This window comes from Micromonospora avicenniae (assembly GCF_900156065.1).
In the GTDB taxonomy this organism is placed as follows: Bacteria; Actinomycetota; Actinomycetes; order Mycobacteriales; family Micromonosporaceae; genus Micromonospora; species Micromonospora avicenniae.
Window position 1 is genome coordinate 1 of the sequence record NZ_FTNF01000012.1, and the last position, 25,333, is coordinate 25,333.

The 25,333-nt window shown below is 72.3% G+C and carries 27 protein-coding genes and 1 tRNA gene; 19 read left to right on the forward strand and 9 right to left on the reverse strand.

From position 1 onward, the window contains the following. Window positions 1–363: 363 nt before the first annotated feature. Entirely contained in the window at window positions 364–885 is a 522-nt protein-coding gene (locus tag BXA10_RS32730) for a MazG-like family protein (protein ID WP_245828309.1), read from the forward strand. An 84-nt stretch (window positions 886–969) separates the two neighbouring features. Here the strand turns inward: BXA10_RS32730 and BXA10_RS18670 are convergent, their stop codons facing one another. Continuing rightward, window positions 970–2,412: an MFS transporter gene (locus tag BXA10_RS18670; RefSeq protein WP_076471690.1), complete on the reverse strand. Its 1,443-nt coding sequence runs from the start codon at window positions 2,410–2,412 to the stop codon at window positions 970–972. An 83-nt stretch (window positions 2,413–2,495) separates the two neighbouring features. Continuing rightward, the gene (locus BXA10_RS18675; RefSeq protein WP_076471691.1) at window positions 2,496–2,732 is read right to left on the reverse strand and encodes a hypothetical protein; all 237 of its coding nucleotides are present in this window, start codon (window positions 2,730–2,732) and stop codon (window positions 2,496–2,498) included. Between the two features lie 159 nt (window positions 2,733–2,891). On the opposite strand from BXA10_RS18675, the gene BXA10_RS18680 reads away from it, so the two are divergent. Both BXA10_RS18680 and BXA10_RS18685 read left to right on the forward strand, forming a co-directional pair. Further along, window positions 2,892–4,043: a geranylgeranyl reductase family protein gene (locus BXA10_RS18680; RefSeq protein WP_076471692.1), complete on the forward strand. Its 1,152-nt coding sequence runs from the start codon at window positions 2,892–2,894 to the stop codon at window positions 4,041–4,043. A gap of 237 nt (window positions 4,044–4,280) precedes the next feature. Then, the gene (locus tag BXA10_RS18685; protein ID WP_076471693.1) at window positions 4,281–4,466 is read left to right on the forward strand and encodes a hypothetical protein; all 186 of its coding nucleotides are present in this window, start codon (window positions 4,281–4,283) and stop codon (window positions 4,464–4,466) included. Window positions 4,467–4,542: 76 nt separating this feature from the next. Here BXA10_RS18685 and BXA10_RS18690 read toward each other — a convergent pair whose 3' ends face one another. Further along, the gene (locus BXA10_RS18690) at window positions 4,543–6,333 is read right to left on the reverse strand and encodes a bifunctional metallophosphatase/5'-nucleotidase (protein WP_076471694.1); all 1,791 of its coding nucleotides are present in this window, start codon (window positions 6,331–6,333) and stop codon (window positions 4,543–4,545) included. Window positions 6,334–6,508: 175 nt separating this feature from the next. On the opposite strand from BXA10_RS18690, the gene BXA10_RS18695 reads away from it, so the two are divergent. Continuing rightward, entirely contained in the window at window positions 6,509–7,411 is a 903-nt protein-coding gene (locus BXA10_RS18695) for a glucose 1-dehydrogenase (RefSeq protein ID WP_076471695.1), read from the forward strand. A 12-nt stretch (window positions 7,412–7,423) separates the two neighbouring features. Here the strand turns inward: BXA10_RS18695 and BXA10_RS18700 are convergent, their stop codons facing one another. Continuing rightward, the gene (locus BXA10_RS18700; protein WP_076471696.1) at window positions 7,424–8,083 is read right to left on the reverse strand and encodes a nucleotidyl transferase AbiEii/AbiGii toxin family protein; all 660 of its coding nucleotides are present in this window, start codon (window positions 8,081–8,083) and stop codon (window positions 7,424–7,426) included. Next, window positions 8,080–8,421 (reverse strand): hypothetical protein, encoded by a 342-nt coding sequence (locus tag BXA10_RS18705; protein ID WP_076471697.1) that lies wholly within the window; start codon window positions 8,419–8,421, stop codon window positions 8,080–8,082. The genes BXA10_RS18700 and BXA10_RS18705 overlap by 4 nt, the downstream gene beginning before the upstream one ends. Window positions 8,422–8,610: 189 nt before the next feature. Between BXA10_RS18705 and fdh the strand changes: the two genes are divergently transcribed. The 8 genes from fdh to BXA10_RS18745 all read left to right on the forward strand — a co-directional run bounded on the left by fdh (window position 8,611) and on the right by BXA10_RS18745 (window position 17,812). Then, window positions 8,611–11,880 carry a formate dehydrogenase gene (gene fdh, locus BXA10_RS18715; RefSeq protein ID WP_245828310.1) on the forward strand — a complete coding sequence of 1,090 codons (3,270 nt, stop codon included), beginning with the start codon at window positions 8,611–8,613 and terminating at the stop codon, window positions 11,878–11,880. Continuing rightward, entirely contained in the window at window positions 11,870–12,916 is a 1,047-nt protein-coding gene (locus BXA10_RS18720; RefSeq protein WP_076471700.1) for a 4Fe-4S dicluster domain-containing protein, read from the forward strand. The genes fdh and BXA10_RS18720 overlap by 11 nt, the downstream gene beginning before the upstream one ends. Continuing rightward, window positions 12,913–14,058: an NrfD/PsrC family molybdoenzyme membrane anchor subunit gene (gene nrfD / locus BXA10_RS18725; RefSeq protein ID WP_076471701.1), complete on the forward strand. Its 1,146-nt coding sequence runs from the start codon at window positions 12,913–12,915 to the stop codon at window positions 14,056–14,058. The genes BXA10_RS18720 and nrfD overlap by 4 nt, the downstream gene beginning before the upstream one ends. Window positions 14,059–14,114: 56 nt before the next feature. After that, a tRNA-Sec gene (locus BXA10_RS31555) sits at window positions 14,115–14,210 on the forward strand. A gap of 21 nt (window positions 14,211–14,231) precedes the next feature. Further along, on the forward strand, window positions 14,232–15,536 hold the full coding sequence (gene selA, locus BXA10_RS18730; RefSeq protein WP_076471702.1) for an L-seryl-tRNA(Sec) selenium transferase: 1,305 nt from the start codon (window positions 14,232–14,234) through the stop codon (window positions 15,534–15,536). Window position 15,537: 1 nt separating this feature from the next. Next, complete coding sequence (selB, locus tag BXA10_RS18735) at window positions 15,538–17,292, forward strand: selenocysteine-specific translation elongation factor (protein ID WP_076471703.1); 1,755 nt, start codon at window positions 15,538–15,540, stop codon at window positions 17,290–17,292. A gap of 49 nt (window positions 17,293–17,341) precedes the next feature. After that, window positions 17,342–17,539: a hypothetical protein gene (locus BXA10_RS18740; RefSeq protein ID WP_076471704.1), complete on the forward strand. Its 198-nt coding sequence runs from the start codon at window positions 17,342–17,344 to the stop codon at window positions 17,537–17,539. A 90-nt stretch (window positions 17,540–17,629) separates the two neighbouring features. Next, complete coding sequence (locus BXA10_RS18745; protein ID WP_084753004.1) at window positions 17,630–17,812, forward strand: hypothetical protein; 183 nt, start codon at window positions 17,630–17,632, stop codon at window positions 17,810–17,812. A gap of 6 nt (window positions 17,813–17,818) precedes the next feature. Here BXA10_RS18745 and BXA10_RS18750 read toward each other — a convergent pair whose 3' ends face one another. Further along, the gene (locus BXA10_RS18750; RefSeq protein ID WP_139338047.1) at window positions 17,819–18,472 is read right to left on the reverse strand and encodes a hypothetical protein; all 654 of its coding nucleotides are present in this window, start codon (window positions 18,470–18,472) and stop codon (window positions 17,819–17,821) included. Window positions 18,473–18,611: 139 nt separating this feature from the next. Here BXA10_RS18750 and BXA10_RS18755 point away from each other — a divergent pair, with 139 nt between their 5' ends. Continuing rightward, window positions 18,612–18,815 (forward strand): hypothetical protein, encoded by a 204-nt coding sequence (locus BXA10_RS18755; RefSeq protein ID WP_076471707.1) that lies wholly within the window; start codon window positions 18,612–18,614, stop codon window positions 18,813–18,815. Between the two features lie 9 nt (window positions 18,816–18,824). Here BXA10_RS18755 and BXA10_RS18760 read toward each other — a convergent pair whose 3' ends face one another. The 3 genes from BXA10_RS18760 to BXA10_RS18770 form a co-directional block, all read right to left on the reverse strand. Further along, window positions 18,825–19,289: a hypothetical protein gene (locus BXA10_RS18760; protein WP_076471708.1), complete on the reverse strand. Its 465-nt coding sequence runs from the start codon at window positions 19,287–19,289 to the stop codon at window positions 18,825–18,827. Next, window positions 19,286–19,498 (reverse strand): phosphatidylethanolamine-binding protein, encoded by a 213-nt coding sequence (locus tag BXA10_RS18765; RefSeq protein ID WP_076471709.1) that lies wholly within the window; start codon window positions 19,496–19,498, stop codon window positions 19,286–19,288. Before BXA10_RS18765 ends, BXA10_RS18760 begins: the two co-directional genes overlap by 4 nt. A gap of 71 nt (window positions 19,499–19,569) precedes the next feature. After that, window positions 19,570–20,445: a universal stress protein gene (locus BXA10_RS18770; protein WP_076471874.1), complete on the reverse strand. Its 876-nt coding sequence runs from the start codon at window positions 20,443–20,445 to the stop codon at window positions 19,570–19,572. Window positions 20,446–20,563: 118 nt separating this feature from the next. On the opposite strand from BXA10_RS18770, the gene BXA10_RS18775 reads away from it, so the two are divergent. From BXA10_RS18775 to BXA10_RS18800, 6 genes are all read left to right on the forward strand, one after another. Continuing rightward, window positions 20,564–21,310 (forward strand): SAM-dependent methyltransferase, encoded by a 747-nt coding sequence (locus BXA10_RS18775; RefSeq protein WP_076471710.1) that lies wholly within the window; start codon window positions 20,564–20,566, stop codon window positions 21,308–21,310. Window positions 21,311–21,417: 107 nt separating this feature from the next. Then, window positions 21,418–22,596: a PP2C family protein-serine/threonine phosphatase gene (locus BXA10_RS18780; RefSeq protein ID WP_076471711.1), complete on the forward strand. Its 1,179-nt coding sequence runs from the start codon at window positions 21,418–21,420 to the stop codon at window positions 22,594–22,596. A gap of 45 nt (window positions 22,597–22,641) precedes the next feature. Beyond that, entirely contained in the window at window positions 22,642–23,112 is a 471-nt protein-coding gene (locus BXA10_RS18785; RefSeq protein ID WP_076471712.1) for a MarR family winged helix-turn-helix transcriptional regulator, read from the forward strand. Window positions 23,113–23,445: 333 nt separating this feature from the next. Beyond that, a complete protein-coding gene (gene clsA / locus BXA10_RS18790) occupies window positions 23,446–24,075 on the forward strand; it encodes a cardiolipin synthase ClsA (RefSeq protein WP_076471713.1) in 630 nt (209 codons plus the stop codon). Beyond that, window positions 24,072–25,004 carry a DUF881 domain-containing protein gene (locus tag BXA10_RS18795; RefSeq protein WP_076471714.1) on the forward strand — a complete coding sequence of 311 codons (933 nt, stop codon included), beginning with the start codon at window positions 24,072–24,074 and terminating at the stop codon, window positions 25,002–25,004. The genes clsA and BXA10_RS18795 overlap by 4 nt, the downstream gene beginning before the upstream one ends. Further along, the gene (locus BXA10_RS18800) at window positions 25,001–25,333 is read left to right on the forward strand and encodes a small basic family protein (protein WP_076471715.1); all 333 of its coding nucleotides are present in this window, start codon (window positions 25,001–25,003) and stop codon (window positions 25,331–25,333) included. The genes BXA10_RS18795 and BXA10_RS18800 overlap by 4 nt, the downstream gene beginning before the upstream one ends.

Below are 25,333 nucleotides of genomic sequence, written 5' to 3' on the forward strand. Positions count from 1 at the left end.
CCGCAGTACGCCACCACCGCGTTCCTGAAGGGTTTGAAGCAGGTCGACGGCTGGCACGACATGCCGCTGACCCAGGCCGCCCAGACCGTGCAGGTGTCGGCCTACCCGGACGCCTACGCCCAGTGGGAACAGCAGGCCGCCGACCTCGTCGCCCACTACTGGAACAGCTGACAACCACACAAGCACACGAGCACGAGCGTGAACCGCTGGCCGGCACCCGAACCCGGGTGCCGGCCAACGGCATATCCGGGCCGGGCGCGCAACGCCGGGCGTAGCCGACCGCTCGACGTACCGGGCCGGTCCGCGCCCGGGGTTCGCCGCCCCCAGGCGTGACCGCCGCCGGCCGTCCGGTTCACTGAGCCCGTGAACGCATACCCGAACTCGCCCGCCGCCTCGGCCAGCGACCTTCCTCTGACGATGGGTGCCTCCGCGGCGGCGAGTAGCTCTTCGCCCGGCGTCCGCTCCGCGGCCGGCAAGCGCTCGGCGATGGTCGACGCGCCCCCGGCGGAGCACCTCGCCGCCTCCGAGTCGCCCGCACGGTCCGACCCGTTCGCGGGCGACGGTCAGGTCTGGGCCACGGCGCGTTCCTTCCGTGCCTGGTTGGACGCGGCCAACGGCACCGGGGACGCGGAGCTGACCTGCCGCGTCCTCAAACTCACCGAGGAGGCCGGGGAGGTGGCGGGGGCGTGGATCGGGCTGCTCGGGCAGAACCCCCGCAAGGGTGTCACGCACACCCGGGACGAGGTCGCCGCCGAACTCGCCGACGTCGCGTTCACCGCGCTGGTCGCCATCGAGAGTCTCGGCCTCGATGCCCGTACGGTGCTCGACCGCTGCGCGGCCAAGGTGCACGACCGGATCGCCTCCGCCGAGCGATCCGCGGGCTGACTCGGCCAGGCCACGCCTGCGGTCATCGAGCAGCACGATCTGCGGCCGCCCCGGCAGGAGAAAGCCGGATGGCGCCGGGACGGCTCATTGATCGTGGCGACGGCTGACGACGATGTCGATCAGCGCGGCGATCAGCGCCAGCGCGATGATCACGGTAGCGACCACGAGTGAGTGTTCGAACGCTGCGGTGAAGTCGCCGTTCGAGCTGGCCAGCGAGGCGAAGAAGGCCGAGCCGACAGCCGCGATACCGGCGGCCGATCCGATTCGCTGTCCGGTCTGGAGCATGCCCGCTCCGCTGCCGGCCTGGGGCACGGGCACCTGGGAGAGGGTGAGCGTCTGGTTGGGTGCGATCACCAGGCCGCTGCCGATCCCGGCGAGCAGCAGTGGGCCCGCGGTGACCCAGGGCGCCGGGGCGTGCGGGAACTCGCGCAGCGCCAGCCACGTCGCGGCGAGGCCGACCACGACGGCGAGCAGCCCGGCCGCGACCAGCGGGCGGCCGGTCCGGTTGACCAACCGGCCGCCGGCCGCCGAGGCCGCCGCCGAGCCGAGCGCGAACGGGGTGACGGCCAGGCCGGCGACGAGGGCGCTGTAGCCGTGCCCGTTCTGCAGGAAGAGCGTGAAGATGAAGAAGATCGCGGTGAACCCACCGAAGTAGATCAGGGCGATCAGCGATCCGAGGGTGTACGACCGGAGCTTGAACAGCCGCAGGTCGAACAGCGGCTGCCGGGTCCGGGCGTACCGGTGCTCCCAGACGGCGAAGGCGAGCAGGACCAGCAGGCCGGCGGGGATCAGCGCCCACTTCCACGGGGTACGCCACTGTTGTTCCTGTACGAGCGGCAGGAGCACCAGCAGTACGCCGACGCCGAGCAGGATCACCCCCACCGGGTCGAGGCGATGCCGGTCCGTGTGCCCCTTCTGCCGGCCGGGCAGGAGCCGCCAGCCGAGGATCACGGCGATGACGCCTACCGGCACGTTGACGAAGAAGACGTACCGCCAGCCGTGTTCCTGGCCGCCGAGCGCGATGAGCAGGCCGCCGAGCAGTGGCCCGACGGCGGTGGAAACACCGATGGTCGCGCCGAGCAGCCCGAACGGCCGGGCCCGTTCGGGACCGCGGAACAGTTCCTGGATCACGCCGGTGACCTGAGGGTTGACGATGCCCGCCGCGGCGCCCTGGAGAAGTCGGGCGATGACCAGCCAGGTGGGGGAAGGGGCCAGGCCGGCGAGGGCGCTGGTGATGGTGAACAACGCGATCCCGAAGACGAACGCGTTGCGCCGCCCGCGGGCGTCGCCGAACCGGCCCGCGGGCACGAGCGCCAGACCGAAGGTGAGCGCGTAGCCGGAGAGCACCCACTGCAAATCGCTGGGCGAGGCGTGCAGCGCCTGGTCCAGCGAGGGGATGGCCACGTTGACGATACTGACGTCGAGCAGTGTCATGAAGGCCGCTACGAGGCCGACGCCGAGAGCCTGCCAGCGTCGCCGGTTCTCCGCAGGGTCGACGTCGGCCGTTTGGCTGCCCGCCGTGCTCATCGTGCCCCCCGTTGGCGTCGATCACGCATTCATGACCGCTACCCCGGCCACCGTGGGACGAATCGTCGCGTGACGCCTCCCGGTCACGCCATCTGACGCGCGCAGAACCTGGGGCCGAAGTCCAGCCCGGCCATCGGCGAGTCCTCCCGGTGCAGCAGACCCTTCTCGGTCAACAGGTGCAGCGGCGCCTGCAACTGCTCCGCGGTCAGCCCGGACTCCTCGGCGATCATGTCGGGGTACGGTACCTGGCCACGGGCCTCCAGCGCGGTGACCGCCTGGTACACCCGTTCCTCGACGTCCGACAGTTGCACCCGCTGCATCGCTTCCTCCTCGTGCTCGCGTCCGCCTCCGTGCAGGCGGTTGCGCTGCGCGGTTACCCCTTGAGTGGGCGAAGATGCCCACCCGATCGAGGGGCGATCGCGGCTCGCCGCGGCCCTGCCTCCGGCTCCGACGGCCGGTCCGTGCCCTAGGCTGCTCCCGTGATCGTTTGGGATCTCGCCGTCGTCGGCGCCGGCCCCGCCGGGCTCTCCGCCGCGTACGCCGCGGCTCGCGCCGGCGTACGAACCCTGGTTCTCGAGCGGGCCGAACACCCGCGTTACAAGACTTGCGGTGGCGGCCTCATCGGCACGTCGCTGGCGGCGGTGCGGGATCGGATCGAGGTGCCCGCGCACGACCGGGTGGATCGGGTGACGTTCACCTGGGACGGGCGACGCGGTTTCACCCGCCGGCACCGCTCACCCCTGGTGACGATGGTGCGCCGGGAGGAGTTCGACGACCGGCTCCGCGCGGCCGCGGTGGCGGCCGGGGCGGAGGTGCGCGAACGCGCCGCGGTCCGTGCCGTCGAACAGGACCCGGATGGCGTACGCCTGCGGCTGGCCGACGGGACGACCGTGCGGGCCCGGACGGTGATCGGGGCGGACGGCTCCTCCGGTGTGACCGCCCGGCACGTCGGCGTGCGGTACCGGCAGGTGGACCTGGGGCTGGAGCTGGAGTTGGAGGTGTCGCCGGAGCAGCAGGAACGCTGGCGGGGGCGGGTCCTGCTCGACTGGGGCCCGTTGCCCGGGTCGTACGCCTGGGTGTTCCCGAAGGATGACCGGCTGACGGTCGGGGTGATCGCGGGGCGGGGCGAGGGGGAGCGGACCCGGGAGTACCTGCGGAGCTTCGTGGAGCGGCTCGGCCTGGCCGACGCGCCGGCGGCGCACGACTCCGGGCACCTGACCCGCTGCCGAGCGGACGATTCCCCGCTGCGCCAGGGCCGGGTACTGGTCGTCGGGGACGCCGCGGGCCTGCTCGAACCGTGGAGCCGGGAGGGGATCAGCTTCGCGCTGCGCTCGGGCGCGCTGGCCGGGACGGCGGTCGCCGAGGGGGACCTGGCCGGCTACGAACGAGCGGTCGGCGAGCAGTTGGTGCCGTCGATGCGGGCTGGTTACCGGCTGCTCGACCTCTTCGCGCGCCGGCCGGAGATCTTCCACGCGCTGGTGGCCACGCCTCCGGGCTGGCGGATGTTCGTGCGGTTCTGTCAGGGCCGGGCGAGCTTCGACAAGACGCTGGCCCGGCCCGAGGTGCGTGCGGTGCTGGCCGTGCTGGACCGGATTCCCGCGTCCCGGCGTCGCGCCGTCTCGACGTCCTGACCGCTCGCCCGGAGCGGGTGGCAGTGCCGCTCGCCGGGCAGCTCGCCGATGTAGATGATCCGTAACGCGGTAGGGCCCAACTGTCCGTCCATACCACCCAGGATCCTAGGAAGCCATACGCGGTGTGACGTGTCCGGCGGATATCGACCAGGCCATCGCCGACAGGCCTCGGACGAACGGCCGAAGCGCGCCGGCGCGAAACCGGGGTGAGAATGGATTCGCCGAAGGGGGTGGCCGATGAGCGACGCTCGAGAGGAACCACGGTTCACCGACGACGACTACGCCTTCCTGCGACACGTCCGGTTCGGCGAGCTGCCACCCGCGGTACGTCCGGAGGACCGGGTGGAGCTGACCGAGACCGATCCGGGCCGTGGCGCGCCAGGCACACCCTCGCAGAGCTGGGACCTGCGGCACGGCGCCTGAGCCGCCCGGACCGGAGCACCAGGAACGCGAACGGGCCGCGGGCAACTGCGCCCGCGGCCCGTCACTACGTGTGCGGTCAGAACACCGGCACGCCCTCGCGTACGAGGCGCCAGTTCGGCTGGAAGAAGTCAGCCGGGTCGATCGTGCCCTTCGCCTGTGCCCAGTCGATGAGCAGCTGGCGGATCTCCTGCTGCTCGTTGTAGACCTGCGTCTTGACGATGCCGGGGAAGTTGCCGCCGCCGCTGCGCCGGTAGTTGTTCACCGCCACGACGAACTGGGCGTCGTCCGCCACCGGGGTGTCCGTGCCGGCCAGCACGAGACGGGTGATCCGCTGGCCCACCGGCTTGGCGATGTCGATGTCGTACTCGACGCCGGAGAGGGCGTCGTAGTTGTAGTCCGGCACCGACGGGTCGCTGATCTGCTCGGGGTCGACCGGGGCGCCCGGCGCGAGGGTGTTGAAGTACTTCGCCGAGTACTCCAGGTACGCGCGCACCTCGGCGCCGCTGAGCACGACCGCCTCGAGGGTGTTGTCGAACACGTAGAGACCCGCCACGTCACGGATCTTCACGTCACCGGCCGGGAAGATCGCGGTGCGGCTGAACGGCGAGGCCTGGGACAGCACCGGCAGGTCGGCGTACTGGGTGCCGGCCAGCGCCTTGGTGACCGTCTCGGCCTGGACGTGGTTGATGAAGTCGAGGATCGGGGTGTCCTTGTACCGCGACTCGACGGCGGACATCTCCACGGTGGCCTGCGCCACGACCTGGTTGACGTACGCCACGGTCTTCTGGTGCTGGGCCCGCACCGCGGCGAGGATCTTCGGGTCCTCCACCACGGTGTTGGTGTTCAACATCGTGGCGGACTTGGTGGTGATGGTCCACCGCCCGCGCTCACGGGTCAGGGTGAAGTCCATGCGGGTCAGGCGCTGACCCCACTTGGAGGGCTCGGAGAGCAGGACCTGCTGGCCGGTCTGCTTGTTGGTCACGAACCGCTCGACGATCTCGTTGTGGGCGTGCCCGAACAGGATCGCGTCGATGCCCGGCACCTGCTCGGCGATCAGGGCTACCGGGTTCTCGTTCGGCAGTTCCGGGCCGTAGCTGGAGGTGCCGCTGTCACCGCCGTGCGCCGAGACCAGGATGATGTCGGCGCCGCGCTGGCGCATGATCGGGACGTACTTCGCCGCCGTGGCGATCATGTCGTCGAAGCGCAGCCTGCCCTCGACGTTGCCCCGGTCCCAGATGGCCACGCCGGGGTTGGTGAGGCCGAGGATGCCGACCCGCAGCGCCGGCGCGGCGAAGCCCAGGGAGACCTTCTTGATCACGTACGGCGTGAAGGCGGGCTTACCGGTCTTCGCGTTGACGGCGTTGGCGGCCAGGGCCGGGAAGCCGAGCTGGCGGATCCACAGATCCAGCAGGGGCAGGCCGTAGTTGAACTCGTGGTTGCCCAGCGTCACGGCGTCGTAGTCGATGATGTTCATCGCACGCGCCATCGGGTGCTTCTCGCCCGTGCTGGTGATCGGCTCCTGCTTGGCGTAGAACGTGGCGAGCGGGGTGCCCTGGATGGTGTCGCCGGCGTCGAGCACCAGGGTGGCCTTGCCGCGCCGCTCGGCCCGGATCTGGTTGATCAGGGTGGCGAGCTTCGCGACGCCGACGTCGTTCTGCTTGCTGTCGTCGTACTCCGCGTCGCGGTAGTAGTCCCAGTTGTAGACGTTTCCGTGGGTGTCCGAGGTGCCCAGCAGCGTGAGGTCCCAGGTGCGCGGGTGAGACGCCCCAGCGGCCCGGGCGGGCGTGGCGGCGATCAGCGGAGCGGCAGCCGCCGCGGCCGCGGCGGCGAGCACCTGCCGGCGCGAGGGGCCGGAGGGAGAGGTCATGACGTGCCTTTCCATCGGAGGGGGCGCGCATGATCGGCGCCGAGCGCACCATAACCAGAGCTCTTCACTCCTGTCACAACGACCCCTGACGGCAACGGCGAGCGTCGTTTCCGTATCGGCGCCGGGGGTAGGGACTTCGCGGACCGGTTCCGACCAGGTACGCGAGGAGACGTCCATGAGTGAGGACCAGTACACCCGGCAGGACCCGGCCAGCCAGTACGGGCAGCGGTCGGGGCAGCCGAAGCAGCAGCAGACGCCACCGGGGGCAACCGCCGGCATGGTCCCGCGCCCGGATCACGGTGAGCAGTCGTACCGGGGCAGCGACCGGCTCGCCGGCAAACGGGCCCTGATCACCGGCGGCGACTCGGGCATCGGCAAGGCGGTCGCGATCGCGTTCGCCCGGGAGGGCGCCGACGTGCTGATCTCGTACCTCGGCGCGGAGGAGGACGCCGACGCCCGGGACACCGTCCGCCTGGTCGAGGAGGCGGGGCGTCGCGGGGTGGCCGTACGGGGTGACATCACCGACGAGCGGCACTGCCGGGCGCTGGTGGAGCGGGCGGTGGCCGACCTCGGCGGCCTGGACCTCCTGGTGAACGTAGCGGGCTACCAGATGTCGCAGGACAAGGGGATTCTCGGCGTCAGCAGCGAACAGTTCGACCGGGTGATGAAGACCAACCTGTACGCGCTGTTCTGGCTCTGCAAGGCCGCGGTCCCGCACCTGTCCGAGGGCTCGGTGATCATAAACACCTCCTCGATCCAGGCGTACGAGCCGTCGCCGCAGCTGCTCGACTACGCGACGACCAAGGCGGGGATCGCGAACTTCACCAAGGCGCTCGCCGCTGACCTGGCCGATCGGGGCATCCGGGTGAACGCGGTCGCGCCGGGCGCGGTCTGGACGCCGCTGATCCCGGCGACCATGCCCGAGGGCGCGGTGGAGTCGTTCGGCCAGAACTCTCCGATCGGGCGGCCGGGGCAGCCGGCCGAGCTGGCACCCGCGTACGTCTTCTTCGCCGCCCAGGAGTCGAGTTTCGTGACGGGGGAGGTCCTCGGCGTGACCGGGGGGCGCCCGATCACGTGACGGGTGTCCCGTTCAGCGGGGCCACGCGGCGAGCCGGTCGCGGACCCGGGCGACCGCCGTGGCGTCGAGTCCGTAGCGGGCGAACCGCTGTTCGGGGATGCGGTCGAGGTAGCGGCCGGCGGCGCGGACGTCGTCCGGGTCCAGCGCCGGGTCGACCTGCCGGGCGAGTTCGAGCAGCTCCGGTACGTCGTAGTGCTTGAGGGCGGCCGAGACGTCGATGTAGTCGCGGACCTCCCGCCGGTTTACCAGCGCGGCGATCTTGTTGGCCATCAGGTCGCGTACGTCCATCACCGGGCCGAGATCCATGACCACCGGGCTGCGATGGCGGTCGAGGCGCGCCAGGCTCAGCCGGATCTGCCGGCCGTCGCGGCTCACCACGAAGTCCTTCATGTCCCGGCCGTAGCCCTCGAACAGGTCGCCGAGGTCGCTGTCGGGGTCGGCGTCGTCGACGGCGAAGCCGGCCTGCTCCAGGGCGGTACGCACGCCGGTGGCGGCCGCGGCGGCGGCGCCTTCGACGTCGGCGAAGAGGTCCACGTCCTCGGTGGGGCGGGCGACCAGCCCGTGGGCGGCCCAGGCCACCCCGCCACCGAGGACGAACCGGTGCGGGCCCGCGGCGGTGAGCGCCACCCGGGCCACCTCGCGGTAGAAGTCGTGCAGGTGTGGGGTGCTCACGCGGTGCGTAGGGCGTGGTGGCGGCTCTCCCACGCCTGCCGTACGGCGCGGGGGAGGTTGAGCAGGCGCCACACCCGGCGCAGGGTGCGGCCGTCGACGAGTCGACGGAGATCCTCGGTGCGGGTGGTCTCGCGCAGCACGTTCTCGTAGAGCCAGAGCAGTTGGTCGGGGTCGCCGAGGTCGAAGGTGCGCTCGGCGTTCCACATCAGGCGTACCGGTAGCTCGACGACGCCGCGGGTGGGGCCGGTCAGCTCGGTGAGGGTGCGTGCGACGACGGCAGGGCGGCCGGGGCGGGCCAGGTGGGCCACGCCGGTCGCGGTGGGGGAGGCGCCCTGCATGTTGTCAGGGTAACCCGACCGGCGGGCGTTGCCGCCCCGCTGTCGCGGATCTTGGTAGTAGCGTCCGCCTCCGCGGGCGTTTCGTGCCTCGACTCCGGATGAGGGTGAAACGCGGACTCGGGTCGCACCGAGGCGTCGGCTGGCTTATGTTCATGGGGTCGGCGTCGGCTTTCGGAAGGGGGTGTCGCAGTGGGTATCCGGACCTTCATCGAGGGTTGGCCGGTCTACCGGCAGCTCACCGGCACTGATCCGTTGGGCCGCGGCGCGGCGGCGCAGTCGGCCCGTTCGGCGGAGCTGACGGCCCGCACGGAGACGGCCGACAGTATGGCGCGTTCGGTCTGCCCCTACTGCGCCGTCGGCTGCGGTCAGCGGGTGTACGTCAAGGATGGGCAGGTCACCCAGATCGAGGGCGACTGGGACAGCCCGATCTCCCGGGGCCGGCTCTGCCCGAAGGGCGCTGCCAGCAAGAGCCTCGTGAACAGCCCGTTGCGGCAGACGAAGGTCCGTTACCGCCGGCCGTACGCGACGGAGTGGGAGGACCTGGATCTCGACGTCGCGCTCGACATGATCGCCGACCGGGTGCTCGCCGCACGTGACGAGACCTGGGAGGACGTGGACGCCGAGGGCCGGCCGCTCAACCGCACGCTGGGCATCTCCAGTCTCGGCGGGGCGACGCTGGACAATGAGGAGAACTACCTCATCAAGAAGCTGTTCACGGCGATGGGGGCGCTCCAGATCGAGAACCAGGCGCGCATTTGACACTCCGCCACCGTCCCCGGTCTGGGGACCAGCTTCGGTCGCGGCGGCGCGACGGACTTCCAGCAGAACCTCGCCAACGCTGACGTCATCGTCATCCAGGGCTCGAACATGGCCGAGGCGCACCCGGTGGGCTTCCAGTGGGTGATGGAGGCCAAGCTTCGCGGCACCAAGGTCTTCCACGTCGACCCGCGGTTCACCCGGACCAGCGCGCTCGCCGACACGTACCTGCCGATCCGGGCGGGGACGGACATCGCGCTGCTCGGTGGTGTGGTGCGCTACATCCTGGAGAACGAGCTCGACTTCCGGGAGTACGTGCTCGCGTACACCAACGCGGCGACGATCGTCAGCGAGGAGTTCGTCGACGCCGAGGACGGCGACGGCATCTTCTCCGGCTTCGATCCGGAGACCGGCGCGTACGACCAGACCAGCTGGCAGTACGCGGGGCAGGAGGGCCACTCCGGCTCCATGGACACCACCAGCGAGCGGGACACCGCGGCGGGGCTGCGGCACGAGTCGCACGGCGCGCCGATTCCGGGGCAGGTCCTGCGGGACGCGTCGTTGCAACATCCGCGCTGCGTCTACCAGATCCTGAAGCGGCACTACGCCCGCTACACGCCCGAGATGGTGGAGCGGGTCTGCGGTATTCCGCAGGAGAAGTTCCTCGAACTGGCCCGCGCCTGGACGGAGAACTCGGGACGGGAACGCACCGGGGCACTGGTGTACTCGGTGGGTTGGACGCAGCACAGTGTCGGCGTGCAGTACATCCGTACGGGCGCGATCATCCAGACGCTGCTGGGCAACATGGGTCGCCCCGGCGGTGGGATCATGGCGTTGCGGGGGCATGCCAGCATCCAGGGCTCCACCGACATCCCGACGTTGTTCAACCTGTTGCCGGGCTACCTGCCGATGCCGCAGCACGACAAGCACCGGACGTTCGACGAGTGGACGGCGAGCATCCACCACCCGGGGCAGAAGGGCTTCTGGGCCAACGCGCGGGCGTACTGCGCCAGCCTGTTGAAGGCGTACTGGGGGGACGCGGCGACCCCGGAGAACGACTTCTGCTACGGCTACATGCCGCGGATGACCGGCGATCACGGCACCTATCAGCAGGTGCTGAACATGATCGACGGCAAGGTGAAGGGGTACTTCCTGCTCGGGCAGAACCCGGCTGTCGGGTCGGCGCACGGACGGGCGCAGCGGCTGGGCATGGCCAACCTGGACTGGCTCGTGGTCCGTGACCTGTTCATGATCGAGAGCGCCACGTTCTGGCGTAACGGACCTGAGGTGGAGTCCGGCGAGATCGTGCCGGAGCAGTGCCGCACCGAGGTGTTCTTCCTGCCCGCCGCGTCGCACGTGGAGAAGGAGGGCACGTTCACCCAGACGCAGCGGCTGCTGCAGTGGCGCGAGAAGGCCCTGGATCCGCCGGGCGACGCCCGTTCCGAGCTGTGGTTCTTCTACCACCTGGGGCGCAAGCTGCGGGAGAAGCTGGCCGGTTCGGACAAGCCCCGCGACCGTGCGCTGCTCGACCTGGCCTGGGACTATCCGACGCACGGCCCGCTCGCCGAACCGAGCGGCGAGGCGGTGCTGCGTGAGATCAACGGGTTCGAGGTGGCCACCGGCCGCCCCCTGGGCGGGTTCACCGAGGCGAAGGACGACGGCTCCACCGCGATGGGCTGCTGGATCTACAGCGGCGTGTACGCCGACGGGGTGAACCAGGCCAACCGGCGTAAGCCGAGGCACGAGCAGAACTGGGTGGCCGGCGAGTGGGGCTGGGCGTGGCCGGCGAACCGGCGCACCCTCTACAACCGCGCCTCCGCCGACCCTGACGGGCGGCCGTGGAGCGAGCGGAAGAAGTACATCTGGTGGGACGAGCAGAAGGGCGAGTGGACCGGTTACGACGTGCCGGACTTCGAGAAGACGAAGCCGCCGTCGTACCGGCCGGAGCCCGGCACGTCCGGTCCCGCGGGGATAGCCGGTGACGACCCGTTCGTCATGCAGGCCGACGGCAAGGCCTGGCTGTACGCGCCCAGCGGGGTGGTCGACGGGCCGCTGCCGACGCACTACGAGCCGGTCGAGTCACCGATGCGTAACCCGCTCTACCAGCAGCAGGCCAACCCGGCCCGCAAGATGTACCCGCATCCGATCAACTCGGTGAACCCGAGTCCGCCGGAGGGGCAGTGGCGCGTCTTCCCGTACGTGTTCACGGTCAGCCGGCTCACCGAGCACCACACCGCGGGCGGGATGAGCCGGATGGTGCGCCCGTTGGCGGAGCTGCAGCCGGAGATGTTCGTGGAGGTGTCGCCGGAGCTGGCCGCCGAGGTGGGGCTGACGCACCTGGGTTGGGCGCACCTGGTCAGCGGCCGGGCGGTGATCGAGGCGAAGGTGCTGGTCACCGACCGGCTCACTCCGCTGCGCGTGGAGGGTCGGATCATCCATCAGGTGTGGCTGCCGTACCACTTCGGCTTCGAGGGGATGGTCACCGGCGACTCGGCCAACGACCTGTTCGGGATCGTCCTCGACCCGAACGTACTGATTCAGGAGAGCAAGGTGGGCACCTGCGACATCCGGCCCGGCCGTCGGCCCACCGGTGTGGCCCTGCGCGAGATGGTCGAGGACTACCGGCGGCGGGCCGGCATCGGTCCGGAGCGGCACGATCCGGTGGTCACCCCGCCTGACTCGGGGGCGCCCGATGCTTCCTGACCCGAACAGCCTCGCCGGTCCACTCGACCCGGCACCGGAGGCCGGCTGGTCCGCCGCGCCGCCACGGATGGGCTTCTTCACCGACACCAGCGTCTGCATCGGCTGCAAGGCGTGCGAGGTGGCGTGCAAGGAGTGGAACGACGTGCCCACCTCGGGCCTGGACCTGCTCGGCATGTCGTACGACAACACGGGCGCGCTGACCGCCAACTCGTGGCGGCATGTCGCCTTCGTCGAGCAACCCCGGCCGGCCGGGCACCGTACGCCGCCGTTCGCCGGCAACCCGACCGGCGGCACCACCAGCCCGTCGTCGGCGGCGGTGGGGGCGACCACCGCCGACCCGGTAGGCACCGAACCGGGTGTGCCGACCGGGTCGCCGGAGGCGGCGGCCCGGATGTCCGCCGGGCCCGAGTTCCTCGGCATGCCCGGGGCGCAACCGCCGGGGCGGGCCACCGGCGCGGAGAGCAGGTCCGACTTCCGCTGGCTGATGATGTCCGACGTGTGCAAGCACTGCACGCACGCCGCCTGCCTGGACGTCTGCCCGACCGGTTCGCTGTTCCGCACCGAGTTCGGCACCGTGGTGGTGCAGGAGGACATCTGCAACGGCTGCGGTTACTGCATTTCCGCCTGCCCGTACGGGGTGATCGACCAGCGTAAGGACGACGGGCGGGCGTGGAAGTGCACGCTCTGCTACGACCGGATCGGCGCGGGGAAGACTCCGGCGTGCGCGCAGGCCTGCCCGACCGAGTCGATCCAGTACGGGCCGCTGGAGGAGCTGCGGGAGCGGGCCGCCGCGCGGGTCGCCACCCTGCACGAGCGGGGCGTGCCGGAGGCGCGGCTGTACGGTCACGACTCGAACGACGGAGTGGGCGGCGACGGCGCGTTCTTCCTGCTGCTCGACGAGCCGGAGGTGTACGGGCTGCCGCCGGATCCGGTGGTCACCACCCGGGACCTGCCGAAGATGTGGAAGCGGGCCGGTGTGGCGGCCCTGGTCATGGCGGCGGCCGCCGTGGCCGCGTTCGTCGGAGGTTCGTCGTGAGTTCGGAGCACCCGCCGGTCGGTGACCGGTTCCGCCGGTTCCGCGACGGTGTCGCCGCAGGTCGGGACGGCGGCGCCGTGGAGTCGGCGCCCGGTGGCGGAGCGGCGACCCCGGCAGGTCGGGCCGGCCCGGACGACCGGGGCTGGTCGCCCGGATCGCGGCGCGGGGGTCGCGGTGGCGAGGAGCTGCGCGTCCCCGAGGCCGAGTTCGTCTCGTACTACGGTCGTCCGGTCCTCAAGCCGCCGGTGTGGCACTGGGACATCGCCGCGTACCTGTTCACGGGCGGCCTCGCGGCCGGGTCGGCGCTGCTCGCGGCGGGCGGCCAGCTCACCGGCCGCCCGGCGCTGCGGCAGGCGGGCCGGGTCACCGCGCTCGCCGCGGTCAGCGCGAGTACCTACTTCCTCATCCACGATCTGGGCCGGCCGGCGCGCTTCCACCGCATGCTCCGCGTGGCGAAGCTGACCTCGCCGATGTCGATGGGCACCTGGATCCTCGCCGCGTTCGGTCCGGCCGCCGGCGTGGCCGCGGTCGCCGAGGCGGCGCCCCTGCTGCCCGAGCGGGGTGTGCTCGGGCTGGCCCGCCGGGTGCTGCCTCCGGTCGGTCACGTCGCCGGGTTGGCGGCGGCGGCCACCGCGCCGGCGTTGGCCACGTACACCGGAGTGCTGCTCGCCGACACGGCGGTGCCGTCGTGGCACGAGGCGTACCCCGATCTGCCCGTCCTGTTCGCGGGCAGCGCGTTGGCCAGTGGCGCCGGCGTGGGGCTCCTCGCGGCCCCGGCCGCGCAGGCCGGGCCGGCCCGGCGGATGGCGGTCGCCGGCGCGGCCTTGGAACTCACCGCGGCGCACCGCGTGGAGACCCGGCTCGGGCTGGTCTCCGAGCCGTACCACATCGGCCGGCCGGGGCTGCTCATGCGCGCTGCCCGGGTGCTCACCGCGGCGGGAGCCGTGGGCGCGGTGGTCGGACGTCGCAGCCGAGCCGTGTCGGCGCTCGCCGGTGCCGCGCTGCTCGCCGGCTCGGTGGCCGCACGCTTCGGCGTGTTCTACGCCGGGGTGGCCTCGGCCCGCGATCCGAAGTACACGGTGGTGCCGCAGCGGGAACGGGTGGAACGCCAGCGAGAGGCCGCCACCCGTTCGGGTGACTGAGAGAACTTTTCGACCTCCGCGCACGGCGGTGCGGCCCTTGTGGTCAAATGCTCCGTGGAGGCGTTCAGGCGGCTGGTGCCCCTCCCGGTCTTCAAAACCGGTGTGGTCCGGGACCCGGGCCAGGCGGGTTCGATTCCCGTCCGTCTCCGCCAACCACTGTGGGGGATGACGTGATGCGCGGAGGGCAGACCGACCCGCGTCGACGTGTGCCCCGCACCGACGTTCTGCTCGCCGATCCGGGGCTGGCCGCCGCCACGGCCGTGCTCGGGCGCGACCGGGTGAAGGCCGCGGTGACCGCGGCGCAGGACCGGGCCCGGCGCGGTGAGATCCGTCCCGACGAGGTGCGTGACGTGGCCGTCGCGGCGTTGCCGGCGCCGGCGCCCCGGGCGGTGCTCAACGCCACCGGCGTCGTCCTGCACACCAACCTGGGTCGGGCGGCGCTGTCCCGCTCCGCCGTCGACGCACTTGTCGCGGCGGCCGGGCACACCGACGTGGAGCTGGACCTCGCCACCGGCCGGCGGGCGCGGCGGGGTCGTGACGCGCTGGCCGGGCTGGCCGCCGCGGTGCCGGGCGCGGCCGCGGTGCATGTGGTGAACAACGGCGCCGCCGCGCTGGTGCTCGCGGCGACCGCGCTCGCCGGCGACCGGGAGATCGTGGTCAGCCGCGGCGAGCTGGTCGAGATCGGCGATGGTTTCCGGCTGCCGGACCTCCTGGTCAGCACGGGTGCGCGGCTTCGTGAGGTGGGCACCACGAACCGCACCACCGTCGCCGACTACGCCGCCGCGGTCGGTCCGCGCACCGGCTTTGTGCTCAAGGTGCACCCGTCGAACTTCCGGGTCACCGGATTCACCTCCGCCGTCGGGGTACGCGACCTGGTGCGCCTCGGTGTGCCGGTGGTCGCCGACATCGGTTCGGGGCTGCTGGTCCCGGACCCGCTGCTGCCGGACGAGCCGGACGCGGCCAGCACCCTGCGCGCGGGCGCGCACCTGGTGACCGCGAGCGGTGACAAGCTGCTCGGCGGGCCGCAGGCCGGTCTGCTGCTCGGCGACGCCGAACTGGTCGAGCGGCTACGCCGGCATCCGCTGGCCCGGGCGTTGCGGGTGGACAAGCTCACCCTGGCGGCGCTGGCGGCCACCCTGCACCGGCCCGACACACCGACCCGGGCTGCCCTGCACGCCGACCCTGGTGCCCTGCGGGAGCGGGTCGAGCGGCTGCGTGAGCGGCTCGGCGCGGACGGCCGGAAGGCCGAGGTGGTGCCGGCGGTGGCGGTGGTCGGCGGCGGTGGCGCCCCCGGTGTGGAGCTGGAGTCGTGGGCGTTGAGCCTGCCCGAGCGGTACGCGGCGCCGCTGCGTACGGGCGAGCCGCCGGTGCTCGGCCGGGTCGTCCGGGGGCGGCTGCTGCTGGACCTGCGCTGCGTGCCTCCGGAGGCCGACGAGGCGGTACGCGCGGCGGTGCTGGCCGTGCCGGGAGACGACTGACGTGTGGGTGGTGGCCACCGCCGGGCACGTCGACCACGGCAAGTCGACGCTGGTCCGGGCGCTGACGGGAATGGAGCCCGACCGGTGGGCGGAGGAGCGCCGCCGGGGTATGACCATCGACCTGGGGTTCGCCTGGGCGACGATGCCCTCCGGTGGCACCGTCGCGTTCGTCGACGTGCCCGGGCACGAGCGGTTCGTGCCGAACATGCTCGCGGGGGTCGGCCCGGCGCCGGCGGCGTTGATCGTGGTGGCCGCCGACGAGGGGTGGATGCCGCAGTCCGCGGAGCACCTGGCGGCGTTGCACGCGCTGGGTGTGTCGTACGGCCTGCTGGCGGTGACCCGCGCGGACCTGGCTGACCCGCATCCGGCGATGGCCCAGGCCCGCACGCAGATCGCCGGGACCACGCTGGGGGCGGTGGAGGCGGTGGCGGTCAGCGCTCTGACCGGCGCCGGCCTGCCGGAGCTGCGCGCGGCGCTGGACCGGCTCGCCGCACGGCTGCCGGCCCCGGCCCGTGACGGCCCGGTGCGGCTGTGGGTGGACCGCAGTTTCACCATCCGGGGCAGCGGCACGGTGGTCACCGGCACGCTGGGCGCGGGGCGCCTGCGGGTCGGTGACGAGTTGGAGTTGGCCGGCACCGGCGAGTCGGTGCGGGTACGCGGCCTGCAGACGCTCGGATCGGCCACGTCCGAGGTCACCGCGGTGGCCCGGGTGGCGGTAAACCTGCGTGGCACCCCGCGGGACCGGTTGACGCGCGGTGACGCCCTGCTCAGTCCGGGTCGGTTCCACCGCACGGAGGTGGTGGACGTCCGCGTCGCCGGCGATCCGGCGGTGGAGCTGCCGGCCACCCTCACCCTGCACGTCGGCTCGGCCGCGGTGCCGGTCCGGGTCCGTCCGCTCGGTGCGGACACGGCCCGGTTGCGGCTGGCCCGGCCGTTGCCGCTGCTCGTCGGCGACCGGGCGTTGCTGCGCGACCCGGGCCGTCACCACGTGGCCGGCGGCGTGATAGTGCTCGACGTGGCGCCCCCTGCGCTGACCCGCCGGGGTGCGGCCGGCGCCCGCGCGGACGTCCTGGCCGGGTTGGACGGCCGAGCTGACCTGGCCGGGGAATTGGGCCGGCGCCGGCTGGTCCGGGCCGCCGACCTGATCCGCATGGGGGTTCCGGTCGACGTCGCCCCGGTGGCCGGCGACTGGCTGGCCGACCCGGGGCACTGGCGGCAGCTCGGCGCCCGGTTGGCCGAGGAGGTGGCCCGGCACGGCCGGGAGCATCCGCTGGAGCCCGGTGCGCCGGTGGAGATGCTGCGGCAGCGGCTCATGCTGCCGGACCGGGTGTTGGTGGAGGCGCTGGTCCGGCCGCCGCTGCGGCTGCTCGGCGGCCGGGTCACCGCGGCGGCCGTCGACGCGCTTCCGGACCCGGTGGCCCGGGCGGTGCGGCGTATCCGTGACGAGTACGGGCACCGCCCGTTCCAGGCGCCGGAGGCCGACCGCCTTGCCGACCTGGGGCTGGGGCCCCGGGAGATCGGAGCGGCGGTGCGCGCGGGCGCCCTGCTGCGCCTGGCGGAGAACGTGGTGCTGCTGCCCGAGGTGCTTGACGACGCGGTGCGCGTGCTGGCCGGGCTGCCCCAGCCGTTCACCCTCTCCGCGGCGCGGCGGGCGCTGGACACCACTCGCCGGGTCGCGGTGCCGCTGTTGGAGTTGCTGGACCGCCGGGGCGCGACCCGGCGCCTGCCCGACGACGCCCGGATCGTCGTGGGTTGAGCGGGTCAACCCGCCGTGCGGGTGCCAGGCCGTCACCTACGGTGACGCCATGGACCCTTCCGCGGTCTGGCGCGACAGACAGCACAAGTGGCGGATCGAGGCGTACCGGGCGCCGGATCTGCGGTTCGCCATCTTCGCGACCAACGGCACCACGGAGTCGGCGCCGCTGTGGCTGTTCGGGATGTCGGCGTTGGCGCGGTGGCTGATGACGCACGCGATCTCCCTCGACGACCTGGAGAGCGACTGAGCGGCCGGTCTGTCGCTTGCGTGACCCGGACGGGGGAATGGTGTGTTGTTCCGCCGACCCGCACCGCATGTCGTCCGTATCGTCCGAGTTGTGAAGGACCGAGGGTTGCGGACGTTCCTGACCGTGCTCGCGGGGCTCGCGGTGATCTATTTCGGCACCGCGGGCCGGGACCCGGAGGAGGGTCGCGGGCTCACCGGCGGGCTGGTGCTGCTTGCGCTGCTGGCCTCGCTGCTGGTGTGGCACCTCACCAAGCCGAAACCGGCGGCGAAGTAGGACGCCTCACCGGGCGCGCACCGCCCGGTTGACGTCGTCGGCGGAGTCCTTGTCCAACGCCACCCGCACCAGGGCCGAGGCGAGCCGACCGAAGTCGGGGCCGCGGACCAGCCCGGCCAGCTTCTCCGCCGATTTGGGCAGTCCGAGCCGCTCCGCTCCGGCGAGTGCCCGCCGGTCGGCGAACGGCCGCAGCTCCGCCCAGACCGCCTGCGCCTCGCGCAGGAAGATGTCCGCGCCGGTCGGGCCGATGCCGGGGAACTCGGTGAGCAGGCGGCGCAGCGCCGCCTGCTGGCCGTTCGCCTCGCGGTGCAGCCGGCGCAGGTCCCCGCGCCAGCGGTCCAGGCAGAGTTTCGCGGCATTGCCGAGCATCGTGGCGGTCCGCTCGTCGTACCGGCGGTAGTGGCCCCGGCCGAGCGCGTCGACCCGCTGCTGCCAGCTCGCCCGCTCCATCGCCTGCGGGGTGCGGTAGCCGGCCGCGAAGAGTTCCCGCGCGGCCGCCACCGCCACCGACGCGCGGATCCGGGTGCTCAGCAGGGTGGCCAGCACGAGCAGCTGGTACAGCGGCGCCGGCCGGTCCGCGAGTTGGATGCCGGCCTCCTCGGCGTACGTGTGCCCGCTGCGGTCGAGCAGAACCCGGGTCGTCGTCCGTTCGTCGCCCACGGCCTGGGTGTACCCGTTGCGGCGGCCGCCTAGCACCCGTCGCCGCCTGCCGTTGGTGGGCGAATGGCGCCGACGGCGGTGGGTAACCCCACCCGGAGGCGGTCGATGCCGTGAGCCGTCCACCCGGAAGGAGACACCGGTGGTCAATCCGCAGCAGCAGGAGTTCCGGCGTAACGCCAAGGGCGCGACGAGCCAGGACAGCAAGGGCCCGAAGCCGACCGGCCATCCGCTCAACCGGGGCTCGTCCCGTGGTGACGAGGGGCGACCGATGCCCAAGGGGCAGGCGTCGCCCTACGGCCCGACCGGTGAACTGGCCGAGGACGAGAGCGACACCAAGGGTTGAGCGCCGGGTTTACGAGGGCGGTCGCAGCCGGTTCCAGGTGGCTGTGGCCGCCAACCCGTAGAGCAGGTGCGGAATGATGTCGGCGATCCAGTCGGAGCGCCGCCAGGTGCGGGGGTCGGTCACCTTCAGCACCGTCATCGGCCCGTTCGACATCACCATCACGCCCGCGCCGAGCAGGGGACCGGCCGTGGCGATCGGCCGGCGGCGGCCGCGGGCCAGGAGCGCGAAGCCCACACCGGCGGCGATGCCGGTGGCGTAGCCGGTCAGCGGTCCGAGTCCGGATCGGCGGTTCTCCGCCGCCTGCGCGGATCCGAGGCTGATGTGGGCGATGTCCGTGAGCCGGCCCACCACCTGCTCCGGGGTGCTGCTCGCCGGCCGGCCGCGCAGCGCCATGTCGAGGTAGGTCACCACATTCAGGACGGTGCTGCCGACGGCGCCGGCGATGGCGCCGTCGGCCAGCTCGACGGTCCTCACTTCGGGTCGCCCGGTTCGCGCTCGCCCTTGGGTCCGTACACCCGCTCGCCACGGATCACACCGCGCTGACCCCGATCCTCCTGGAGGATCCGGTTCGCGACCTCGTCCGCCCGGCCGTCCGGTGTCCGCCGTCCGGCATTGTCGATCGCGTTGCGGATCCGCGCGCGCTGCTTGTCGTACGCGTTACTGCCCGGCCGTGGTCCTGGCATCGCTGCCTCCTCCGGTCGCTGTCGCCGATGGCTCCGCGACGCTTACCCGTTGCCGCCTGCGGCAACCGTGCTCAGCGTGGTCCGCGTACCACGGCGACCGGGCAGTCCGCGTGGTGCAGCACCGACTGGCTCACCGATCCCAGCAGCAACCCGGTGAATTCACCTCGCCCCTGCCCCCCGACCACCACCAGCTGCGCGGTCCGGGACGCCTCGGTGAGGGCCTTGCCGGGGCGCGCGCGTACCGCCTGCCGGGTGACGTGCAGTTCCGGGTACCGGTCGGCGAGCCCGGCGAGGGACTCGGCGAGCACCCGCTCCTCCTCGCCGTGCAGCTGCGCCTCGTCGTACACGAGGGGCTGCATGTCGCCGGGACCGGTCGAGGTGGGGTGCCGGTAGGCGTGCACCGCCAGCAGTTCGGCGCCCCGCGCGGCGGCGGTGTCGGCGGCGAACCCGAGCGCGAGGATGGACGACTGGGAACCGTCCACTCCGACCACCACCGGCCCTTCGGTGCGTGGGGCGCCGCGGGCGACCAGCACCGGACAGTCGGCGTACGAGGCGACCTGGATCGCCACGGATCCCACCACCAGGGCGGAGAATCCGCCCAGGCCGCGGTCTCCGAGCACGATCATCGCGGCGGCGGCTGTCTCGCCGAGCAGCACGGCGGTGGCCTCCCCGTCGATGGTCTCGCCGGTGACCCGTACGCCCGGTGCGGTGGTCTCGGCCTCGGCGACCGCCGCCGCGACGATCTGCTCCGCCTGCTCGCGTAGCCCGGCGGGCGGGCCCGACGGGATGGTGAGCGGTACGTGCAGCAGCGGCCAGATGAATCCGTGGATCACCCGTAGCGGCCGCTGCCGGCGGGTCGCCTCGGTGGCGGCGAGGCGCACGGCCCGTAGCGCCGGCTCCGAGCCGTCCACCCCGACGACGACGGCCTGGCCGTCCGACGAGTTCACCATTCACCTCCTGCCTCCGCCGGTCAGTATTCCCGCTGGTGTGGTGGTGTCGGAGCGATACCGCGCAGGACGCCCGGTCGGTACGCTGGCGACGACCACCGGGGAGGGAGCGTCATCGATGGTTGAACCCGATCAGCCGAGTACTGCACGCATGATCGACTTCTGGCTCGGCGGGGAACACCACTTCCCGGTCGACGTGGCCGCGGCGCGCGCCTTCGAGCAGGCGTACGGGCCGTGCGCGCCGATCTTCCGGGAACTGCGCGCCTTCCTCGGCCGGGCCGTGCGGGCGATCGCCGCGCGCGGGGTGGACGGGTTCCTGGTGTTCGGAGCCGGGGTGCCCACCATGGGCAACGTGCACGAGATGGCCCCGGAGGCGACCGTCCTCTACACCGATGTCGACCCCGTCACGATCCGGCTCGGCCAGCGCCTCCTCGCTGGCAGCGACCGGGCCGGCTACGGGTACGGCGACGCCACCGACATCGGCACGATCGATCCGGCTCAGCTGCACCGGTTCGTGCCGGGGTGGGGGAGGAGACCGGTGGGGGTGGTGTTCCTCGGTCTCGCCGCGTTCCTCGACGACGACACGTTGACCCGCACCCTCGACGAGCTCTACACGGCGGCGGCGCCGGGCAGTTGCCTGGCCATCGACTTCGACACCGAGGAGTTGGCCGGCAACCCCGAGGCACTGGCCATGATGGGCCCGGCGTTCCGGATGCGCGCGCCTGCCGCGTTCCGCCCGTTGCTCGGTCGCTGGACGCCCACCGAGGACGGCATCCTCGCGGTGACCCACTGGCGGCCCGATGTGACACCTACGCCGCTTCCCGACGCCTTTCACGGCGGGGTCGCGGTCCGCGGCGACGACTGACGAGGCCCTCCACCGCAGGGAACGGCCGGGCGGGCCACCGGCCGCCCGGCCGCTGTGGGCTCTCCGTATGATGCTTGCCCCACAGCAAATTTCCCGGAGGAACAACCATGGTGGACGGTCCCGAGCCGGTGTCACGCGCCCTGCGGGCGGCCCCGCCGGACCAGTTGGTGGAGGCCGCCGACCGTGCGATCCGGTCCGTGCTGGGTGCCACCCGCACCGAGGTGTTCATCGCCGACTACCGGATCAACGGGCTCTGGCCGATGCTCGAGCCGGAGCTGTCACCGGCCGCTCTGCGCGCCCACGAAGCGGCGGCGCGGCGCTGCTTCAGCAGCCAGCGGCCGGTTCAAATCGCCGCCGACGACGGCCGGTGCCGGGTGTTCCTGCCGCTGTCGGTGTGGGGGGAACGGTTGGGCGTGCTCATGATCGAGTTGCTTGGTGCGCCCGGTCCGGGAGACGAGGAACAGGCCGTCGACATCGCCGGTGCCCTGGCGATGGCGATCCGGGCCGCCGACCGGGAGACCGACCGCTACCGCCGGGCACGCCGACGGGAACGCCTGAGCATGGCGGCCGAGCTGCAGTGGGAACTGCTTCCCGGACGCAGTGTCGAGCACCCCGCGTTCCACCTCGCCGGCCAACTCGAGCCCGCCTACACGGTGGCCGGTGACCACTTCGACTGGTCTCTGGACGGTGAGCGGCTGACCGTGACGGTGCTCAACGGTGACGGCACGGGGCTGGCCGCGTCGTTGCTGACAGTGGTCGCGGTCAACTCGATGCGCAACGCCCGTCGTTCCGGCGGCGGCCTCACCGAACAGGCCGAACTCGCCTCCGACACCTTGCACTATCAGCACCGGGGGCGGCGGTACGTGTCCACCCTCCTTCTCGAACTGGACCTGCGCACCGGCCAGGTGCGGGCGGTGGACGCCGGATCGCCGCACGTACTGCGGTTGCGGGGCGGCACGGTGGAGCCGATCACGCTGGACCAGCAACTGCCGCTGGGCATGTTCGCCGAGGCCCGCTACGACCTGCAGGAGTTCGCACTGCTTCCGGGCGACCGCCTGTTCGTGGTCAGCGACGGCGTGTGGGCGGCCAGCCCGAGCGGCGGGGAACCGTACGGCGATCGGGCGATGGCGCGCGCGATGCGCTCCACGCGGTTGCAGCCGGCGGCCGAGGCAGTTGGTACGGTGATGCGCGAACTGCACGCCTACCACGTGGACACCGATCTGCGCGACGACGCCGTCGTGGTCTGCCTGGACTGGCACGGTGTCCGCGGCCGGGACGCCGAATGAGGCACCGCGGCCGGGCCGCGAGCGGACGATGGCAGGGGACATCGGGTGGAGCGACCTCCGAATCTCGCCGCGGCGATCGACGCGGCCGCCGAAGCGCTCGTCAACGTGCTGGACTCGACCGCGTCCCGGCACCAGGTCTCGGTTCCTCCGACGCAGTTGCGGGTGCTTTCGCTGATCTGCGCCCGGTCGGAGACGAACGTCAACCGGCTGGCCGAACTGCTGGACGTCGTGCCGTCCTCGGCGAGCCGGCTCTGTGACCGGCTCGAGGCGACCGGGCTGCTCCGTCGGGCGGCGGACCCGCGAGACCGTCGTGAGGTCCGCCTGCTGCCCACCGCCGCTGGTCGGCAACTCCTGCGTGAGCTGACCGAGCGGCGGCAGCGGGCGGTGCAGGCCGTGCTCGACCGGATGCCGGCCCGGGCGCAGAACGATCTGCTGATCGGTCTGATGGCCTTCGAGCAGGCCGCCGCGCTCGCGTCCGGCGAGCAGCAGAAGGACCCGACCGTACGGACGGCGTGAGCAGGGCCGCGTCGCTTCCGAAGCTCCAGAGGTCCAGCTCTCCTGTCACCTCCACTGGTGTCCTAGGATGCCCTACGGGTGGTGACGCGTCGCACATCGAAACAGCACGGACGCCGCAGCTGTCTGGACGGCCGGGCCGGGCGAGCAGCCCGATATAGTGGCAGCGCAACTCACCCGGCCCGCGATCGTCGATCGCGGGCCGACTTCAGGCGAAGGTCCCGTTCGGCGGGACCGCACAGGGGGGCGCCGGCGATGGCCGGCCCGACAACGCGTACGTGCCTGCGCAGCGCCCGACCTCGGCCGGGCGCCGGGGCGCGTCGCAAAGGAGGTTCGGTGTCGCGTCGGCCGGCTGAGGCAGAGCAACCACGAGCCTCCGGCGGCACGGCACCCGGTCGGGTGCTCACCGTGCCCAACCTGATCAGCTTCCTGCGTCTGCTGGGCGTGCCGATCTTCCTTTACCTGTTGCTGGGTGCGCACGCCGACGTCGCCGCGCTCGTCGTCCTCGCCGTCGGTGGCACCACCGACTGGGTCGACGGCTGGGTCGCCCGCCGGCTGCACCAGGTGAGCCGGCTGGGGGAGTTGCTCGATCCGCTCGCCGACCGGCTCTACATCCTCGCCACCCTGGTCGGGTTCACCGCCCGTGAGGTGGTGCCGTGGCAGTTCACCGCAGCGCTGCTGGCGCGGGAGCTGCTGCTGCTCGCTTCGCTGGGCGTACTTCGCCGTTTCGGGTACGGCCCGCCGCCGGTGCACTACGTCGGCAAGACGGCGACGTTCCTGCTCCTGGCCGCCTTCCCGACCCTGCTGCTCGCGTCCGCCGTGCCCGGCGCCACCGACGTGGCCGGTGCGCTCGGATGGGGGCTGGCATGGTGGGGCCTGGTCCTCTACTGGGTGGCCGGAATCATGTACGTGATCCAGGCGTCCCGGCTGGTCCGCGCGGCGCGCGGCGCGGGGGCGGTGGCGTGAGCACGGACCCGGCCGGACGTGAACGTCCAACCCGCACGTACGCGCCGGACTTTTTGACCGAGCTCTTCCGCAATCCGCTGGAGCCGGGTTACGCGGCGGCGGCGCAGCGCCGTCGGGTCGATCCGCCGTCGAGGGTGCGCGCCCGCTCGGCCCAGACGGTGACCGTCGTGGTGCTGGTGGTGCTCGGGTTCCTGCTGGCCGTGGCGTACCGGCAGACGATGGAGGACGAGCCGGGGCGCAGCCAGGCACGCTCGGGCCTGGTGACGCAGATCAAGGAGCGGGAGCGGGAGACCGACGAGTTGTCCGCGCGTGCCGACCGGTTGCGGGAGGAGGTCGGCCGGCAGCGGGATGCGGCGCTGAGCGGTTCGGCCGCGGCGCGCCTGCGTGACCTCGAGGCGGGCACCGGCATGGGCCGGGTTCGCGGTGACGGGGTGGTGGTCCGGTTGGCGGACGCGTCTGGTGACGCGGATGCGGTGACCGGTGCGGGCGCCGGTCCGCCTCGGGTGCTGTACAGCGATCTGCAGGGAGTGGCGAACGCCTTGTGGAGCGCGGGCGCGGAGGCGATCTCGATCAACGGGCAGCGGTTGACGGCGACGTCGACGATCCGTTCGGCCGGGGAGGCGATTTTGGTCGACTTCCGGCCGGTGACCGGGCCGTACGAGGTGTCGGCGATCGGGCCGGGGTCGATGAAGCGTCGTTTCGAGAAGAGCCGCAACGCCGATTTGATGCGGGAGGTGGCCGAGAAGACGGGCCTGTCGTTCGGGGTTCGCGAGGCTGACGACCTCACTCTGCCGGCCGCTCCGGAGCCGCAGCTACGCTACGCGGAACCACCGGGTAGCCCGAGCGCCTCGCCGTCGGGTGACCGGTCCGCCAGTCCCGGGTCGACCGGCTCAGGGACGTCTCCCAGCCCCTCCGGAGGTGGTCGATGATCGCGGTCCTGGCGTTGCTCGCCGGTGTGGTTCTCGGGGTGTGGCTCGACCCCAGTGTGCCCGCGGCGTTGCAGCCCTACTTGCCGATCGCCGTGGTGGCGGCGTTGGACGCGGTGTTCGGTGGGGTGCGGGCGAAGCTCGACCGGATTTTCGACGACAAGCAGTTCGTGGTGTCGTTCATCTCGAACGTGCTGGTGGCGGCTTTGATCGTGTATCTGGGTGACCAGTTGGGCGTGGGTGGTCAGTTGTCCACGGGTGTGGTCGTCGTGCTCGGGGTGCGGATCTTCGGAAACGTGGCGGCGATCCGTCGGCACCTGTTCCGGGCGTAG

What these genes read in the sequence shown, in the direction of transcription:
- BXA10_RS18775 (WP_076471710.1), top strand. Translation starts at nt 20,564, where the DNA reads ATGGTTGAACCCGATCAGCCGAGTACTGCACGCATGATCGACTTCTGG.
- BXA10_RS18800 (WP_076471715.1), top strand. Translation starts at nt 25,001, where the DNA reads ATGATCGCGGTCCTGGCGTTGCTCGCCGGTGTGGTTCTCGGGGTGTGG.
- BXA10_RS18765 (WP_076471709.1), bottom strand. Translation starts at nt 19,498, where the DNA reads ATGCCAGGACCACGGCCGGGCAGTAACGCGTACGACAAGCAGCGCGCG.
- BXA10_RS18690 (WP_076471694.1), bottom strand. Translation starts at nt 6,333, where the DNA reads ATGACCTCTCCCTCCGGCCCCTCGCGCCGGCAGGTGCTCGCCGCCGCG.
- BXA10_RS18780 (WP_076471711.1), top strand. Translation starts at nt 21,418, where the DNA reads ATGGTGGACGGTCCCGAGCCGGTGTCACGCGCCCTGCGGGCGGCCCCG.
- BXA10_RS18705 (WP_076471697.1), bottom strand. Translation starts at nt 8,421, where the DNA reads ATGCAGGGCGCCTCCCCCACCGCGACCGGCGTGGCCCACCTGGCCCGC.
- BXA10_RS18685 (WP_076471693.1), top strand. Translation starts at nt 4,281, where the DNA reads ATGAGCGACGCTCGAGAGGAACCACGGTTCACCGACGACGACTACGCC.
- BXA10_RS18695 (WP_076471695.1), top strand. Translation starts at nt 6,509, where the DNA reads ATGAGTGAGGACCAGTACACCCGGCAGGACCCGGCCAGCCAGTACGGG.
- BXA10_RS18740 (WP_076471704.1), top strand. Translation starts at nt 17,342, where the DNA reads ATGGACCCTTCCGCGGTCTGGCGCGACAGACAGCACAAGTGGCGGATC.
- BXA10_RS18720 (WP_076471700.1), top strand. Translation starts at nt 11,870, where the DNA reads ATGCTTCCTGACCCGAACAGCCTCGCCGGTCCACTCGACCCGGCACCG.
- selA (WP_076471702.1), top strand. Translation starts at nt 14,232, where the DNA reads ATGCGCGGAGGGCAGACCGACCCGCGTCGACGTGTGCCCCGCACCGAC.
- BXA10_RS18670 (WP_076471690.1), bottom strand. Translation starts at nt 2,412, where the DNA reads ATGAGCACGGCGGGCAGCCAAACGGCCGACGTCGACCCTGCGGAGAAC.
- BXA10_RS18675 (WP_076471691.1), bottom strand. Translation starts at nt 2,732, where the DNA reads ATGCAGCGGGTGCAACTGTCGGACGTCGAGGAACGGGTGTACCAGGCG.